General features: G+C 71.1%; 12 protein-coding genes. 8 read left to right on the forward strand and 4 right to left on the reverse strand.

Annotation, left to right across the window (positions count from 1 at the left end; all coding sequences use genetic code 11):
* Positions 1-41 precede the first annotated feature (41 nt).
* From rpsA to mscL, 3 genes are all read left to right on the forward strand, one after another.
* Positions 42-1,751 (forward strand): 30S ribosomal protein S1, encoded by a 1,710-nt coding sequence (rpsA, locus tag ACE3Q8_RS01070; RefSeq protein WP_374468053.1) that lies wholly within the window; start codon positions 42-44, stop codon positions 1,749-1,751.
* A gap of 191 nt (positions 1,752-1,942) precedes the next feature.
* Positions 1,943-2,230: an integration host factor subunit beta gene (locus ACE3Q8_RS01075; RefSeq protein ID WP_374468055.1), complete on the forward strand. Its 288-nt coding sequence runs from the start codon at positions 1,943-1,945 to the stop codon at positions 2,228-2,230.
* 76 nt (positions 2,231-2,306) lie between these two features.
* On the forward strand, positions 2,307-2,732 hold the full coding sequence (gene mscL, locus ACE3Q8_RS01080; protein ID WP_374468176.1) for a large-conductance mechanosensitive channel protein MscL: 426 nt from the start codon (positions 2,307-2,309) through the stop codon (positions 2,730-2,732).
* Here the strand turns inward: mscL and ACE3Q8_RS01085 are convergent.
* Positions 2,729-3,286 carry a hemerythrin domain-containing protein gene (locus ACE3Q8_RS01085; protein ID WP_374468057.1) on the reverse strand — a complete coding sequence of 186 codons (558 nt, stop codon included), beginning with the start codon at positions 3,284-3,286 and terminating at the stop codon, positions 2,729-2,731. The two genes, mscL and ACE3Q8_RS01085, sit on opposite strands and share 4 nt — an antisense overlap.
* Positions 3,287-3,361: 75 nt before the next feature.
* On the opposite strand from ACE3Q8_RS01085, the gene ACE3Q8_RS01090 reads away from it, so the two are divergent.
* From ACE3Q8_RS01090 to ACE3Q8_RS01110, 5 genes are read left to right on the forward strand one after another with little or no spacing between them, the layout of a single operon-like run.
* Positions 3,362-4,003 carry a phosphoribosylanthranilate isomerase gene (locus ACE3Q8_RS01090; protein WP_374468059.1) on the forward strand — a complete coding sequence of 214 codons (642 nt, stop codon included), beginning with the start codon at positions 3,362-3,364 and terminating at the stop codon, positions 4,001-4,003.
* Between the two features lie 9 nt (positions 4,004-4,012).
* Positions 4,013-5,233 carry a tryptophan synthase subunit beta gene (gene trpB, locus ACE3Q8_RS01095; protein WP_374468061.1) on the forward strand — a complete coding sequence of 407 codons (1,221 nt, stop codon included), beginning with the start codon at positions 4,013-4,015 and terminating at the stop codon, positions 5,231-5,233.
* Positions 5,230-6,066 carry a tryptophan synthase subunit alpha gene (trpA, locus tag ACE3Q8_RS01100; RefSeq protein WP_374468063.1) on the forward strand — a complete coding sequence of 279 codons (837 nt, stop codon included), beginning with the start codon at positions 5,230-5,232 and terminating at the stop codon, positions 6,064-6,066. The genes trpB and trpA overlap by 4 nt, the downstream gene beginning before the upstream one ends.
* 5 nt (positions 6,067-6,071) lie before the next feature.
* A complete protein-coding gene (gene accD, locus ACE3Q8_RS01105) occupies positions 6,072-6,998 on the forward strand; it encodes an acetyl-CoA carboxylase, carboxyltransferase subunit beta (RefSeq protein WP_374468065.1) in 927 nt (308 codons plus the stop codon).
* 1 nt (position 6,999) lies between these two features.
* The gene (locus ACE3Q8_RS01110; protein WP_374468066.1) at positions 7,000-8,334 is read left to right on the forward strand and encodes a folylpolyglutamate synthase/dihydrofolate synthase family protein; all 1,335 of its coding nucleotides are present in this window, start codon (positions 7,000-7,002) and stop codon (positions 8,332-8,334) included.
* Positions 8,335-8,412: 78 nt separating this feature from the next.
* Here the strand turns inward: ACE3Q8_RS01110 and trxA are convergent, their stop codons facing one another.
* From trxA to addB, 3 genes are all read right to left on the reverse strand, one after another.
* The gene (trxA, locus tag ACE3Q8_RS01115) at positions 8,413-8,742 is read right to left on the reverse strand and encodes a thioredoxin (RefSeq protein ID WP_374468068.1); all 330 of its coding nucleotides are present in this window, start codon (positions 8,740-8,742) and stop codon (positions 8,413-8,415) included.
* Positions 8,743-8,819: 77 nt separating this feature from the next.
* Complete coding sequence (addA, locus tag ACE3Q8_RS01120) at positions 8,820-12,296, reverse strand: double-strand break repair helicase AddA (RefSeq protein WP_374468070.1); 3,477 nt, start codon at positions 12,294-12,296, stop codon at positions 8,820-8,822.
* A complete protein-coding gene (gene addB / locus ACE3Q8_RS01125) occupies positions 12,293-15,301 on the reverse strand; it encodes a double-strand break repair protein AddB (protein ID WP_374468072.1) in 3,009 nt (1,002 codons plus the stop codon). The genes addA and addB overlap by 4 nt, the downstream gene beginning before the upstream one ends.
* Positions 15,302-15,307 lie beyond the last annotated feature (6 nt).

Here is a 15,307-nt window from a genome sequence, read left to right on the forward strand (position 1 = left end):
GGATGTGCGGGCCCTCGGATCATTTGAAGATGAAAGTGCATATGGCTGACGATCTTAGCCTCAATCCCTCGCGCGACGACTTCGCCGCGCTGCTCGACGAGTCCCTCGGCGGGCGCGACTTCATGGAAGGCCAAGTGGTCCACGGTAAGGTCGTGGCCATCGAGAAGGACTTCGCCATCGTCGACGTCGGTCTGAAGACCGAAGGCCGCGTGCCGCTGAAGGAATTCGCCAATCCGGGCGAAGACAAGCCGGCCCTGAAGGCGGGCGACACGGTCGAGGTGTTCCTCGAGCGCGTCGAGAACGCCATGGGCGAGGCCGTCATCAGCCGTGACAAGGCCCGCCGCGAAGAAGCCTGGACCCGCCTCGAAGCCGTCTACGAGCGGAACGAGCCGGTCATGGGCGCCATCGTCGGCCGCGTGAAGGGCGGCTTCACCGTCGACCTCGGCGGCGCCTCGGCCTTCCTGCCGGGCTCGCAGGTGGACATCCGTCCGGTGCGCGACGTCGGCCCGCTCATGGGCCGCGAGCAGCCGTTCGCGATCCTCAAGATGGACCGTCCGCGCGGCAACATCGTCGTGTCGCGTCGCGCCATCCTGGAAGAAGCCCGCGCCGAGCAGCGCACCGAGCTGGTCAGCCAGCTCCAAGAGGGCGAAGTCCGCGAAGGCGTGGTCAAGAACATCACCGACTACGGTGCGTTCGTGGACCTGGGCGGCATCGACGGCCTGCTGCACGTCACCGACATGAGCTGGAAGCGCGTCAACCACCCGAGCCAGGTGCTGGCGGTGGGCGACACGGTCAAGGTGCAGATCGTCAAGATCAATCCCGAGACCCAGCGCATCTCGCTCGGCATGAAGCAGCTCCAGTCCGACCCGTGGGACGGCGTGGAAGCCAAGTACCCGGTGGGCGCCAAGTTCACCGGTCGCATCACCAACATCACCGACTACGGCGCCTTCGTGGAGCTGGAGCCCGGCGTGGAAGGCCTGGTGCACGTCTCCGAAATGTCCTGGACCAAGAAGAACGTCCACCCGGGCAAGATCGTGTCGACCTCGCAGGAAGTCGACGTGGTCGTGCTGGACGTCGATCCGTCCAAGCGCCGCGTGTCGCTCGGCCTCAAGCAGGCCATGGCCAATCCGTGGGAGGCCTTCCTGGAGGCCCATCCGATCGGCTCGACCGTGGAAGGCGAGGTCAAGAACGCCACCGAGTTCGGCCTGTTCATCGGTCTCGACAGCGACATCGACGGCATGGTGCACCTGTCCGACCTCGACTGGGCGGCGCCCGGCGAGGAAGCCATCGCCCGCTACAACAAGGGCGACGTGGTGAAGGCCAAGGTGCTCGACGTGGACGTCGAGAAGGAGCGCATCTCGCTCGGCATCAAGCAGCTCTCGGGCGACCCGATGTCTGGCGACACCTTCCGCAAGGGCCAGACCGTCACCTGCACCGTCACCGAGGTCACCTCGGGCGGTATCGAGGTCCGGTTCGGCGAGGACGACGCGCCGATGACCGCCTTCATCCGCAAATCGGACCTGTCGCGCGACCGCGCGGACCAGCGTCCGGAGCGCTTCGCCGTGGGTGACCGCGTCGACGCCCAGGTGACCAACGTCGACAAGGCCGCGCGCCGCGTGTCCCTGTCGATCAAGGCCCTGGAAATGGCCGAGGAGAAGGAAGCCATCGAGCAGTTCGGCTCGTCGGATTCCGGCGCCTCGCTGGGCGACATCCTGGGCGCGGCTCTCCGCGAGAAGGCCCAGAAGGAGTAGGGTTCAGCCTCACGGCTGACCAAGACGCGGCGGCCCGGGCGACCGGGCCGCCGTTGTCATTTGATAAGCGCCGCGTGCGCCGCGCCTCCGCGCCCAAGCTTCGCCATAGAGCCTGGTAAACCCTCTTTCCGGGTTGAATCGCCTGGCGGAGTCTTCCATGGTCCCGCCGCTCCCACTCCCCGAAGGGCCGCATGATCAAGTCCGAGCTCATCGCGAAACTCGCCGAAGAGAACCCGCACCTGACGCAGCGCGACATCGAACGCGTGGTGGGCGTGATCCTCGAACGCATGATCCTGGCGCTGGAAGAGGGCGGCCGGGTGGAGCTGCGCGGCTTCGGTGCGCTGTCGGTGCGCTCGCGCGACGCCCGCGCCGGTCGCAACCCCCGCACTGGCGAGCCAGTGGACGTCCGCGCCAAGCACGTGCCGTTCTTCAAGAGCGGCAAGGAGCTGCGCGAGCGGCTGAACGTGGTGGACGAATAGGCGAGGAGCCGGGGACGTGACCAACGTCCAGGACGAGCTCAAGAAGCTCGAGACCAAGATCCAGAAGCGGGCGCCGATTTTCGGCGAGTTCCGCGAGTTCATCGCCCGCGGCAACGTCATCGACCTGGCCGTCGGCGTGATCATCGGCGCGGCCTTCAACGACATCGTGAAGACCCTGGTCGATCAGGTGGTGATGCCGCCGATCGGCCTGCTGCTGTCCGGCATCGACTTCTCGCACCTGGAGTGGGTGCTGAAGCGCGACAACCCGGCGACCAAGGTCGACGAGCTGGTGGCGGTGAAGTACGGCGCGTTCATCAACGCCGGCATCAAGTTCGTCATCGTCGCCTGGGTCGTCTTCCTGCTGGTGAAGCTGGTCAACGTGATCCGCCGGCGCGAGGCCGAGGAGCCGAAGGCCCCCGCCGCGCCGCCGCCGCAGGAGGTGCTGCTGACCGAAATCCGCGACCTCCTGAAGGCGCAGGCCGAGGGCCGCAAGGCGCCTTAGGCGACCTTGAAGCCCTCCCAATTCAGCATCTTGAACAGCTTGGCGTTCTCGTCCGGCGGCAGGGCGTCGCGGAGGGCCGGGAAGACGTCCTCCTCCTCCTCGCGCATGTGCTCGGACAGGCTGGTCCAGAAGGCGCGCGCCTTGATCAGCCAGCGGGGATCGGTCGTGGGCGTGCGCCGCAGGTCGTAGATGAAGGTCTTCACCTCGAGGTGATCCTCGGCCAGGTGATGCGATTGGTCGGTGCGGGCGTTCTCCGCCAGCGCCGGGTAGATCACGTTTTCCTCCTCGATCGCGTGCTTGGTGAGCGCGTAGGCGATCTTGGCCAGCAGCATCTCGCGCTTCAGCATCTCGTCGTCGTGGGTCTTGAGGAGCTGGTCGAACATCTTCTCGACCAGCCGGTGCTCGGCGGTCAGCGCTGCGACCCAGTCGCCGGCTGCCAGCGAGGGACCCTGCATCACCGCCTTGCGGGCATGCGGGATGGCGAGGCCGGCCACGAGGCCGAGGGCCGCGCCGGTGGCGACGGCGCCGAACGAGCTGCCGGACGGATTGCGCATGAGAGTTCTCCCTGGATCGCCGGGACAACGGGCCGCCCCTTGCCCCTGTTCCGGTTCATCCCCTAATGCGGCCACATGAGCGTGAAGACGAAGATCTGCGGGGTCTCGACGCCCGAGGCGGTGCGCGCCGCCCTCGAAGGCGGGGCGGGCTATCTCGGCTTCGTGTTCTTCCCGAAGAGTCCGCGGAACATCGGCCCCGACGCCGCGCGGCGGCTGGCCGAGCCGGTCCGCAACCGCGCCAGGGTGGTCGCCCTGCTGGTCGATCCGACCGACGCCCAGGTGGACGAGGTGGCCCAGGGCCTGCGGCCCGACCTGATCCAGTTGCACGGCGCCGAAAGCCCCGCCCGCGTTCGGGAAGTGGCCGCACGCTCCGGGGCCGGCATCGTCAAGGCCGTGCCGGTTTCCGAGGCCGGCGACCTCGCCCCCGCCCTCGACTACGAACCGGTCGTCGAGCACCTGATGTTCGACACCCGGCCGCCAAAGGGCTCCGCCACGCCGGGCGGCACGGGCCACAGCTTCGACTGGACGCTGCTCTCCGGGCGCCGCTTCAAGCGGCCTTGGTTCCTGGCCGGCGGCCTCGATCCCTGGAACGTGCGCGAGGCGGTGGAGACCTCGGGCGCGCCCATGGTTGACGTTTCCTCTGGCGTGGAGCGCGGTCCCGGCCTAAAGGACCCGGCCTTGATCACGGCGTTCCTGGACGCCGCCAGACGAGCCTGATTCGGCCCCGTGAACGCTTCGACCCGCCCGAACGACTACAACGCCTATCCCGACGCCGAAGGGCGCTTCGGCGACTACGGCGGCCGCTACGTGCCCGAGACGCTGATGCCGCTGGTGCACGAGCTCGACGCGGCCTATGCGGCGGCCAAGGCCGACCCCGCGTTCCAGGCGGAGTTGAAGAGCTTCCTTACCCACTACGTCGGCCGCCCGAGCCCGCTCTATTTCGCCGAGCGGCTGACCGAGCACTTCGGCGGCGCAAAGATCTATCTTAAGCGCGAGGAGCTGAACCACACCGGCTCCCACAAGATCAACAACTGCATGGGCCAGATCCTCCTGGCCATGCGGATGGGCAAGACCCGGATCATCGCCGAGACGGGCGCCGGCCAGCACGGGGTGGCGACCGCCACCGTCTGCGCCCGCTTCGGCCTGCCGTGCGTGGTCTACATGGGCGCGGTGGACGTGGAGCGGCAGAAGCCCAACGTCTTCCGGATGAACCTGCTAGGCGCCGAGGTCCGGCCCGTCACCAGCGGCTCGGCGACCCTCAAGGACGCCATGAACGAGGCGCTCCGCGACTGGGTCACCAACGTCCACGACACCTACTACCTGATCGGCACCGCTGCCGGCATGCACCCCTATCCGGTGATGGTCCGCGACTTCCAGGCGGTGATCGGCCAGGAGACGAAGGACCAGGTGCTGGAGCTGGAAGGCCGGCTGCCCGACGCGGTGGTGGCCTGCGTCGGCGGCGGGTCAAACGCGATCGGCATGTTCCACCCGTTCCTGAACGACGAGGGCGTGCGGCTCTACGGCGTCGAGGCGGCGGGCGAGGGCATGGGCACGGACCGCCACGCCGCGGCCATCAACGGCGGCCGCCCGGGCGTGCTCCACGGCAACAAGACCTATCTGCTGCAGAATCCCGAAGGCCAGATCACCGAGGCTCACTCGATCTCCGCCGGCCTGGACTATCCCGGCATCGGACCCGAGCACTCCTGGCTCCACGACGTCGGCCGGGCCACCTACCTCACCGCCACCGACGCCGAGTCGCTGGAAGCCTTCATGCTGCTCTCGAAACTGGAGGGCATCCTCCCGGCCATCGAGAGCGCCCATGCGCTCGCCCGCATCGGCGACATCGCCCGGGAGGTCGGCAAGGACGGCGTGGTGGTGCTGAACCTCTCCGGCCGTGGCGACAAGGACGTGGCGACCGTCGCCGCCCACCTGGGACGCACGATTTGACGACTGCCCGCATCGACGCCCGCTTCGCCGCGCTGAAGCAGGAGGGCCGCGCCGCGTTCGTGGCCTATGTCATGGCCGGCGACCCGGACCGCGAGACGGCGCTCTCCATCCTGCGCGGCCTGCCCGCCGCCGGCGCCGACCTGATCGAGCTCGGCTTCCCGTTCTCCGATCCCATGGCCGAGGGGCCGCCGATCCAGCGCGCTGCGCAGCGGGCCCTCGCCAAGGGCATGACCCTCAAGGGCACGCTGGACCTGGCGCGGGCGTTCCGCGACGGGGACCAGGACACGCCGGTGATCCTCATGGGCTACCTGAACCCGCTGCTGAACTGGGGCTTCCAGGCCTTTGCGCGCGACGCGGCCGAGGCGGGGATCGACGGTGTGATCGTCGTGGACTGCCCGCCGGAAGAGGCCCGGCCGCTGGCGAGCGCGCTCGACGCTGCGGGCCTCTCGCTGATCCGCCTGGCGACGCCGACCAGCGACGACGCCCGCCTGAAGACCATCGTCCAGGGCACCTCCGGCTTCGTCTACTACGTGTCGGTGGCCGGGGTGACCGGGGTGAAGGAGGCCGACGCAGCCGCCGTCGCGCCCGCCGTGGAGCGGGTCCGCAAGGCCTCGGGCCTGCCGGTGGCGGTCGGCTTCGGCATCAAGACTCCGGAAAGAGCTGCGGCGGTAGCCCGCGTCGCCGACGCGGTTGTGGTGGGCTCCGCGCTTGTGGATGAAGTGGCCGCGGCGGTGGAGAGAAACGAAGACGTGACCGCCGCCGTTCTTTCCAAAGCCGAATCCTTGGCTAAGTCTGTGCGCGCCGCGCGCGCCGGCCAAACGACGATGGTCTAGAACCTATGGCGATGGCTGATCAGAGAAACGACAAGCCCGGCCGCCCGCAAGGGCCTCGCGAACGCCGGGGCTGGCTGTCCCGCATCGCGCCTGGCGTGCGCAACGCCTTCTCCAAGCGCGAGACGCCGGAGAACCTCTGGGTGAAATGCCCGGACACGGGCGAGATGATCTACCGGCCGGACCTCGAGGCGGCCCTGTGGGTCACGCCCTCCGGCAGCCATATGCGGATCGGCGCGGCCCAGCGCCTGCGCTACACCTTCGACGGCGGGACCTACGAGAAGATCGCGTCGCCGGTGGTCGCCGACGATCCCCTGAAGTTTCCCGACGAGCGGCCCTACAACGAGCGCCTGAAGACGGCCCGCAAGGCCACCGGCGAGCAGGACTCGATGGCGATCGGCTACGGCCACATCCAGGGCCAGCCGGCCGTGGCGGTGGTCCAGGACTTCCACTTCATGGGCGGCTCGCTCGGCATGGGCGCCGGCGAGACCTTCATCAAGGCCGCGCAGGAAGCCGTGAAGCGGGACGTGCCGTTCATCATCTTCACCGCCTCGGGCGGCGCGCGGATGCAGGAGGGCACGCTCTCCCTGATGCAGATGGCCCGTACCACGCTGGCCCTGAACGAGGTGAAGGCGGCCGGCCTGCCCTACGTCGTGGTGCTGACCGACCCGACCACCGGCGGGGTGCTCGCCTCCTACGCCATGCTGGGCGACATCCACATCGCCGAGCCCAACGCCACCATCGGCTTCTCCGGGCGCCGGGTGATCGAGCAGACCATCCGCGAGACCCTCCCGCCGGGCTTCCAGAAGTCCGAGTTCCTGGTGGAGCGCGGCATGGTGGACATGGTCGTGGCGCGCGCCGACCTGCCGGCGGTGCTCGGCTCGATCCTCAAGACCCTCATGCTGGGGCGCGAGCGACTTCCCTCCGCCGCCTGATGTGACCCCGCCTGCGATCGATCACGATCCGATCCGCGCGTCCGACGCGGTGATCCAGCGCCTGCGCGCCAACCATCCGAGCCTGATCGACCTGACCACGGGCCGTGTGGAGCGGCTGCTGGCCGCGCTCGGCCATCCGGAGCGTCGGCTGCCGCCGGTGATCCATGTGGCGGGCACCAACGGCAAGGGCTCCACCGTCGCCTATCTCCGGGCCATCGCCGAGGCCCAGGGCCTGAAGGTGCATGCGCTCACCTCGCCCCACCTGGTACGGTTCGCCGAGCGGATCCGGGTGGCCGGCGAACTGATCAGCGACGCCCGTCTCGCCGAGCTCACGGACCGGCTGGAGACCGCCAACGCCGGTGAGCCGATCAGCTTCTTCGAGATCGCCACGGTGCTGGCCTTCGAGGCTTTCGCCGACACGCCGGCCGATGTGTGCATCGTCGAGGTGGGCCTGGGCGGGCGGTTCGACGCCACCAACATCTTCGACTCCCCGGCAGTAAGCGTGATCACGCCGGTGGACTACGACCACCTCGAGATGCTGGGGCCGGGCCTCGCCAAGATCGCCTGGGAGAAGGCGGGCATCATCAAGCCCGGCCGGCCGGTGGTGGTCGCCCGCCAGCAGGAAGAGGCCCTCGACATCATCGAGCGAGAGGCCGACGCCCGCATGGCCCCCATGCTGCTCATGGGCCGCGACTTCGACGCCTGGGAGGAGCGTGGCCGGCTGCTGGTGCAGATGCCGGAGCGTCTGCTGGACCTGCCGCCGCCCAGCCTGTTCGGCGGGTACCAGTTCGCCAACGCCGGGCTGGCGGTGGCGGCGGCGATCACCTTCGATCCGAGCCTCAGCGAGGAGGCCATCGGCGAGGGCGTGGCCTCGGCCGTCTGGCCGGCCCGGTTCCAGCGCCTGACCAAGGGGCCGCTGGCGGACCTCGCCCGCTCGCGGAGTTCCGACCTGTGGCTGGACGGCGGGCACAATCCGCACGCGGGGCGCGCGCTGGCCGAGGCCGCCTCGCGGCTCACCGACCGTGACGGTCGGCCGCTGGCGCTGGTGGTGGGGATGTTCGCGCGCAAGGACGCCCGCGGCTTCTTCGAGCCGTTCGCCGAGATGCACCCGAAGGTTTTCGCCACCACCTTCGACTCGCCGAACGCGGCCTCGGCCGAGGAGATCGCCGAGGCGGCCCGGGCCCACGGCCTGCAGGTGGAGGTGGTGCGCGACGTGACCGCGGGCGTGAGGCGCGCACTCACCGTGGATGGCCCGCCGCCCCACGTGCTGGTCTGCGGCGGCCTGCATTTCGCCGGCGAGGTGCTGGCCATGAGCCCCGAGACCTGGCCGACATGAAAAAGGCCCGCCGGGAACAGCCGGCGGGCCTCTGCGGTCACGGTCGGTCCCGGCGTCAACCGGGACGGGCGAGGCAGCTTACGCCGCCACGCCGGCTTCGTTCAGCCACTCGAGGATCTTCTGCTTGGGCATGGCGCCGACCTTCATGGAGGCCATTTGGCCGCCCTTGAAGAGCATCATGGTCGGGATGCCGCGCACGCCGTAGCGCGACGGGGTCGTGGGGCTTTCCTCGATGTTGAGCTTGGCCACGGTCACCTGGGCGCCCAGCTCTTCCGAGATTTGCTCCAGGGCGGGGGCGATCTGCTTGCAGGGGCCGCACCACTCCGCCCAGAAGTCCACGAGCACGGGGCGCTCGGCTTGCAGGACGTCCTTTTCGAAGGACTCGTCGGTGACCGTCACGGTGGCCATGAGGTAGCTCCTTTCGCGCGGCCTGAACGCAGGCGCGCGCCTCTTGATCCGCGATGTAGGCCGCGTTCAGCCCGGTATCAACCGCCGCGGCGCAGCTCGGCAAGGCTCTGGGCCAACAGGTTTTCTGCGATAGGCATCAGCTTCGGCCCATCGGTCCAGACGAGCGCCGCCTCGATCCTGCGGCCGGCGAAGACCTCGCCTAGCACCGCGGCGTAGAGGGCCATCTGGCGGAGATAGGCAGGATCGGCGTCCTCGATCCGCTGCGGAGACGGCCGGTTCGTCTTGAAGTCCACCACCAGCACCCTATCGGGGAGCACCACCAGCCGGTCGATGCGGCCGGAGATCCTGAGGCCGGACGGCAGGGCGGCCGCCGTGCCGGCGATGCCCACCTCGGCGCGGGAGCCGGGGCCGAACACGTCCGCGAAGCGGGGGTCCTCGAGCACGCTGAGCGCCGCCGCGGTCATCTCGCTCCGCTGATCGTCCGTGAGGTCGCGCTCCCGGGCCAGCAGGGCGCGTGCGCCGTCGGGCCGAGCTTCGGGGGCGAGGTCCGGCAGGATCTGCAGCAGCCGGTGAATCAGGTCGCCGCGACGGAAGCGACCCAGGCCGCCGGCGGTCGCCAGCGGCGAGGGCGCGGGCGCCTTCACCCCTTCGCCGAGGTCCGACGGCGAGGCGTAGCGGGCGAAGGCTTCGGGGGGCGGCGAGGTCGCGGCCCAAGCCGGCAGGGGTGCGGGCGCGGTGGCGACGGCGGTCTCGGGCGGCAGGCGGGCCGGGTCGGGGCCATAGCGGCGGAAGTGCAGGCCGGCGCTCTCCACCTCGCGGACCGCGTCCGAGATGTCGGCGTGGTCAAGGGCCTCGCGGATCGCGCCCCACCAGCCCTTCAGCTTGGCGGGGTCGGTCCGTTCGGAGATGCGGCCGCAGAGCACCAGGCGGTCCCGCGCCCGGGTGAGGGCGACGTAGAGCAGGCGGTAGGCTTCGGCCTCCTCGCGCTCCACGCGGGCCTGGCGGGCGATGGCGGTGGCCTCGCAGTCGCGGGCCGAGGAACCGCACCAGAGGAAGCCGTCCTTGACGTGCAGCAGGGACGAGCCACGGGCGCTCTGGGTCAGTGTGGTCTCCGGCAGGAAGACGATCGGCGCCTCCAGCCCCTTCGCGCCGTGGGCGGTCATCACCCGGACCTCGCGCTCGGCTCCTTCCATTTCGCGCTTCACGACGATGTCGAGCCCGGCGAGCTCGGCGGCGAGGCCTTCGAGGCTGTGAACGCCGCGAGACTCGGCGGCGAGCACCTGGTTCATGAACTCGTCGAGCGCGTCTTCGGCCTCGGCGCCCAGGCGACGCAGCAGGCGCTGTCTCATGGAGAGGCCGGCGCCGTCCTTCAGGCCCAGCAGGACCGCGTAGAGTTCGAACGGACGTCGCGCCCGGCTTTCGGCGAGCGCGCGGTCGAGGAAGGCCAGCGCGCCGGACCAGTCGGCCCTCTCGTCGGCTCGCCGGCGCAGACGCAGCCACAGGTTTTCCCGGTCGCGGCCGTGCGCCAGTGCGTAGAGGCTGTCGTCGTCCAAGCCGCAGAGCGGGCTCTTCAGCAGGGCGGCGAGGGTCAACTCGTCCTTGGGGAACAGCAGGAAGCGGGCGAGCGCCACCAGGTCATCGAAGATGATGTGCTGCGACAGCGCCAAGCGGTCGGCGCCGGCCACGGGGACGCCGGCCTGCTTCAGGGCGCGGAGGATCTCCTCGAACAGGGCGCGGCGGCGGCGGACCAGGATCAGGACATCGCCGTAGTGGGCGGCGCGCCAGCGGCGGCTTTCCTTGTCGAACACGGCGTCGCCGCGGGCGACCAGGGCTTGGATCTCGGCGGCGATCCGGCGGGCGAGCCGGCGGTTGGCGCTGTCCTCCGACTCCACGTCGAGCGGCGCATCCCAGGCGTCGCGCTCGTCGCCCTTGGACTCCACCTCCAGCGGCCAGATGTCGACGCAGCCGGCGTGGTCGCGCCGCTGGGCGCTGTGTCGGATCGGCCGGTCGAGGGCTGGCTGGATCGCCGTGGCCAGGGCGGCGGGGGCGAAGGCGGCGTCGACGAAGCGCAGGACCTCCGGCGTCGAGCGCCAGGAGTCCACCAGCTCCACCTCCTCGAACCGGAAGCCGGCGCCTGTGGCGCGGTCGCGGTGGAACTCCAGCTTGTGGCGCAGTTGCTCGGGCCGGGCGCCCTGGAAGGAGTAGATCGACTGCTTGGGATCGCCGACGACGAACAGGTCGCGCAGGCGACCCTCGCCGCCGACGCCCGCGCCGGCGAAGAACTCGCCGGTGATCTGGTCGATGATCGTCCACTGGTCCGGTGCGGTGTCCTGCGCCTCGTCGAGCAGGATGTGGTCGATGCCGCCGTCCAGCTTGTAGAGCACCCAGGCCGCGGCGGGCCGGTCGCGCAGCAGGTGGCAGGCCTTCTCGATCAGGTCGGCGAAATCGAGGACCCCGGCCGCGTCCTTCTCGATCTGGTAGGCGGACAGGTAGGCGGAGGCGAGCGTCAGCGCGTCCAGCGTCTCCCAGGCGACCTGCACGGCCCGAAGCCGCTCGCGGGCGGTCTCCAGGCGCGCCTGTTCGGCGAGCAGCAGGGCGCGCAAGCCCTCGTCGCTCTTCAGGCCGCTGGTCTTGCCCACCCACTTGGCGGCGTCGCCCTCGCCCTTCTCCGTGAAGAACGGCAGCAGGGCCTCGGCGAAGGTCGCATCCAGGTTGTTCGCGACAGCGGCGAGCTGGGCCGCGCATTTCTGGTCGGTCGCTCCGCCCCGCAGCAGGGTCTCGGCGGCGCGCCGCCAGAGCCCGCGGTCGAGCCTGTCCATCACCTCGGCCGAAAGGCTCTCGCCGGTGGCGCCGCGCGGCACGTCGACCGTCCGCCAAACCCAGGCGACAGCGCCCTCCAGACCCTGATGCCTGCCGAAGAACTCGGCGAGGGCGCTCCGCCGCGCCTCAAAGTCCGCGAACATCGCCTCGAAGCTCTGGAAGTCCAGGGCGACGGAGAAGCGGGCGTAGGCCTCGGCCACCGCGTCGTCGGCGGTGAGCGCGTGGCGGGCAACGAGCCCGCGGGCGTTCCGGGCCACGACGGCGGCGCCCGAGTCGTCCATCACCCGGAAGCTCGGAGAGATGCCGGCCTCCAGCGGGAAGCGTCGGAGCAGCTTCTCGCAGAAGGCGTGGATCGTTTGGATCTTCAGACCGCCGGGGGTCTGCAGGGCGCGGGCGAACAGGCGCCGCGCCTCGGAGAGCGCCGCCTCGTCCTTCGGATCGACATGGCGGCCATCGAGGGCGTGCAGCTTCTCGGCGAGCTTCGCGCCCTCCATCACCGACCAATCGCCCAGGAGGTCGAACAGCCGGCGCTGCATCTCGGAGGCGGCGGCCTTGGTGTAGGTGACGCAGAGGATGGTAGCCGGATCGGCGCCGGCCAGCAGCAGGCGGGCGACGCGGTCGATCAAGGTCTTGGTCTTGCCGGAGCCCGCGTTGGCGGTGACGAAGGCCGAGAGCGTCGGGTCGGCGGCGAGTTGCTGGGGATCGATCGTGCGGTCGAGCAGGTCCTGGCTCATTCCTCGCCCTCCTCGCCCGAGGTGGACCACTCGAACACGCGGGCCAGGTGGTCGTAGTCGGAGGCGTAGAGCTTCACGAACTGCGGGGCGGTGCGCGAGGCGTAGCCGCGGCGGGGATCGCGGAACTGGCGGACCAGCTCCACCAGGCCGTTCAGGGCCCCGTCCACGGCGCCCTGGCTCTCCAGCACCCTGGAGCCGTCGCCATCGGGCGCGGCGCGCACCTCGGCCCGGCCGGCTGGCTTGCGGCCGGTGACCTCCAGGTAGACGAGTTCGCCGGTGGGGGCGGCCGGCAGGCCGGCGGCCGCGAAGCCGCCCCGGGCCAGTATGGCGGCGGTGAGGGTGAGCTGGGGCGAAAACCCGGTGCGGACCATCTTGGCGCTGGGCGCCCGGCCCGTCTTGAAGTCGAGCACGTGGCCCAGGCCCGAGGGATCGATCTCGATGCGGTCGGCCTTGGCCGAGACCCGGAAGACCTCGCCGTCGACGTCGAGGTCGAGGTGACCCTCCTTCTCCACGTGGATGGCCCGGCCGTCGGCGCGGCGTTCCCGCTCCAGCTCGGCGACCCAGGCGGCTGCCTCCCGGGCGAGCGCCGTCTCCCGGGCCAAGCCTTCCGGCGGCATCCCGCCCTCGGCAAGGGCGTCGAGATAGTAGCGCTCGAACGCACCGGCGGCCGTGTCGGGCGCCTGATCGGGCCAGTTCAGGGCCAGCTTCTCGAAGGCGAGGTGGATGGCGGTGCCGCGGATGCGGACGTCCACCTCCTCATCGGGCCGGGGGAGTTGGCGCAGGCCGAGGATGTCGCGCGCCCACACCGCGTAGGGATCGCGGGTGAGGGCTTCGATCCGGGTGACGTAGAGCCGCTTCGGCCGGTCGGCGAGCGGCGGCTTCGGCGCCGGGCGCGGGCAGGGCTCGTACTTGCCGGGCGCGTCCAAGGCGCGGGCCCAGTCCAGCACGTCGGGACGTCCGGCGAGCGTCAGGCCCGCGCCCTTGGCCAGGGTCTCCAGCCGCCAGAGCCAGCGGGACTTCACGGCCGGCGCGCCCTCGCGGCGTTCGGTGTGCAGCAGGATGACCTCCGGCGCGCAGGCGGCCTGGGCGAAGTCATGGGCGGCGAGGCCGACCCGCCGCTCGGGGCTCGGCAGGCCCAGGCGCTCGCGCATGGGCCGCGACAGGAAAGGATCGAGGGGCGCGCCACGCGGCCAGACGCCTTCCTCAAGGCCGGCCACCACCAGGCGATCGGCGCGGACAAGGCGCGCCTCGATGGCCCCGAGGATCCGCAGGCGCGGATGAGTGGAGCCGCCGGCCCGGACGCTTTCGCCGGACATGAGCCGCTCCAGGAGCTCGGCGAAGCCCCGGCGGCTCGCTGGCGGCAGCTCGCCGCCGTCCCGGATCAGGCCGGAGAGCAGGCGGCTGACCGCCTCGCCGTCGAACCCGGTCCAGAGGTCGCGCAGGTCACCGGTCTCGTCCCGGCCAAGGGCTTCCATCACCTCCGCCAGCGCCGCGGCCTGCGCGGCGGGGGCGTCCGACGCGGCGGCGAGCGGGGCCAGGGTGTCCCGCAGCCGGGTGGCCAGGCTGGCGCCGTCGGGGGCGCGCTCGAGCCGTCGGTCGAGCCGGTCCCAGTCGCCGGCGCGCGGCCCACGCAGGCCCCGGCGCTCGAGGTCGTCCCGCGCGCGGTCGAGCGCCTCCGGGTCGAGTCCCAGGCGCACGTAGGGGTGCTTCAGGACGGCCAGCAGGCAGACGGGGTCGAGCGGGTCGACCGCGGCCTTGGCGACAAGGCCGGCCAGCGAGCCGCAAGGGCTGCCGGCGAGGCTCTCGCCGGCCGACGAGTCGGGCACGACGCCCCAGCGCGCGAGCTTGGCGGTGACCCGGCGGGCCAGCGCCTGGTCCGGGGTCACGAGGGCGGCGCTGAGGTCCTTCTGCTCCATGGCCTCGCGTAGCAGCAGGGCGGCGGCGGTGGCGGCCTCGTCCTCATGGCGGGCGGTGACCAGGGACAGCCCCTTCAGGCCCTCGGCGATGGGATCGGCGTCGCCGCCCTCGCGGCGGAGCTCGGCGATCACCCGCAGCCAGTCGGCGGTCTCGTCGGCGGGACGGAGCGCCTCGTTGACGATCCGCTGGCGCCAGCGCCGCGCCATGCTGGCCTGGATCGAGGCCGGCCAGAGCGGGACGTTCCGCTTCTCAATCCGGGCATCGTCGAGGAGCCGCTTCAGCGCGCCCTGCGGATGCTGCACATCGACCTTGGCCCAAGCCTTGTCGGCGAGGCCCTCGTCCAGGCCAGGCAGCACGACGCAGCCCTGGGGCGCGTTCGCGACGGCGATCAGCAGGGCGCGGGTGGCGGGGGCCGTGCCGGTGGAGCCGGCGGCGACCAGCACGCCCGGCGGCGGCCGCTCGGTCCAGACCTCGGCCAGGCGGCGGAGCAGGGTGACGCGGCGGGCGCTGACGTCGACAAGGCCGAGTTCGCGCAGGCGCGCTGACCAGCCGCGGACGGCGCTCTCCAGGAAGGCGCGGCTGATCTGCCAGTGCTCGGCGTAGTCGCTCTCCACGAGATCGGCCAGGCGGTCCTCGACCTCGGCCTCCTCGATCTGCACGCTGTCGAAGAAGCCGCCGACCGCCTCGGCGAGCTCGAGGGCGGCGGGGGCAGTGAGCGTGCGCCCGCCGAGCAGGTGCTCGTGCGCGACGACCAGCCGGGTCAGCTCGAACTTCCGCTTCAGCGAATCGATGGCCGCCGGGAGGTGCAGCGACAGGTCGCCGGGCTCGAACGGCGGCTCGCCTTCCTCGAGGTCGCCGAGCGGCCGCATCTGCGGCGGCAGGACGGCCCGCCCGCCGGCCGCGGCGACGAAGCCGTCGGCGATGGCGCGCGCGCCGCGCCGGGTGGGGATCAGCACCACCGCCTGCGACAGCGCCTCCGGGCCGAGCGGCGCGAGGGCTTCGTGCAGCCCCTGCGCCAGGTCCTGGGCGAACGGGCGGTGGGCCGGGATGTTGAACCAGCGGGGGCCGGGGCGGTCGAGGAAGCTCACGGGCGG

Source organism: Phenylobacterium sp., from assembly GCF_041913825.1.
GTDB lineage: Bacteria > Pseudomonadota > Alphaproteobacteria > Caulobacterales > Caulobacteraceae > Phenylobacterium.

Bases quoted from the DNA above. Each gene is read 5' to 3' on its own strand.
- ACE3Q8_RS01085 (WP_374468057.1), bottom strand. From the start codon at position 3,286: ATGCGCAATCCGTCCGGCAGCTCGTTCGGCGCCGTCGCCACCGGCGCG.
- rpsA (WP_374468053.1), top strand. From the start codon at position 42: ATGGCTGACGATCTTAGCCTCAATCCCTCGCGCGACGACTTCGCCGCG.
- ACE3Q8_RS01075 (WP_374468055.1), top strand. From the start codon at position 1,943: ATGATCAAGTCCGAGCTCATCGCGAAACTCGCCGAAGAGAACCCGCAC.
- ACE3Q8_RS01090 (WP_374468059.1), top strand. From the start codon at position 3,362: ATGAGCGTGAAGACGAAGATCTGCGGGGTCTCGACGCCCGAGGCGGTG.
- trxA (WP_374468068.1), bottom strand. From the start codon at position 8,742: ATGGCCACCGTGACGGTCACCGACGAGTCCTTCGAAAAGGACGTCCTG.
- accD (WP_374468065.1), top strand. From the start codon at position 6,072: ATGGCGATGGCTGATCAGAGAAACGACAAGCCCGGCCGCCCGCAAGGG.
- addA (WP_374468070.1), bottom strand. From the start codon at position 12,296: ATGAGCCAGGACCTGCTCGACCGCACGATCGATCCCCAGCAACTCGCC.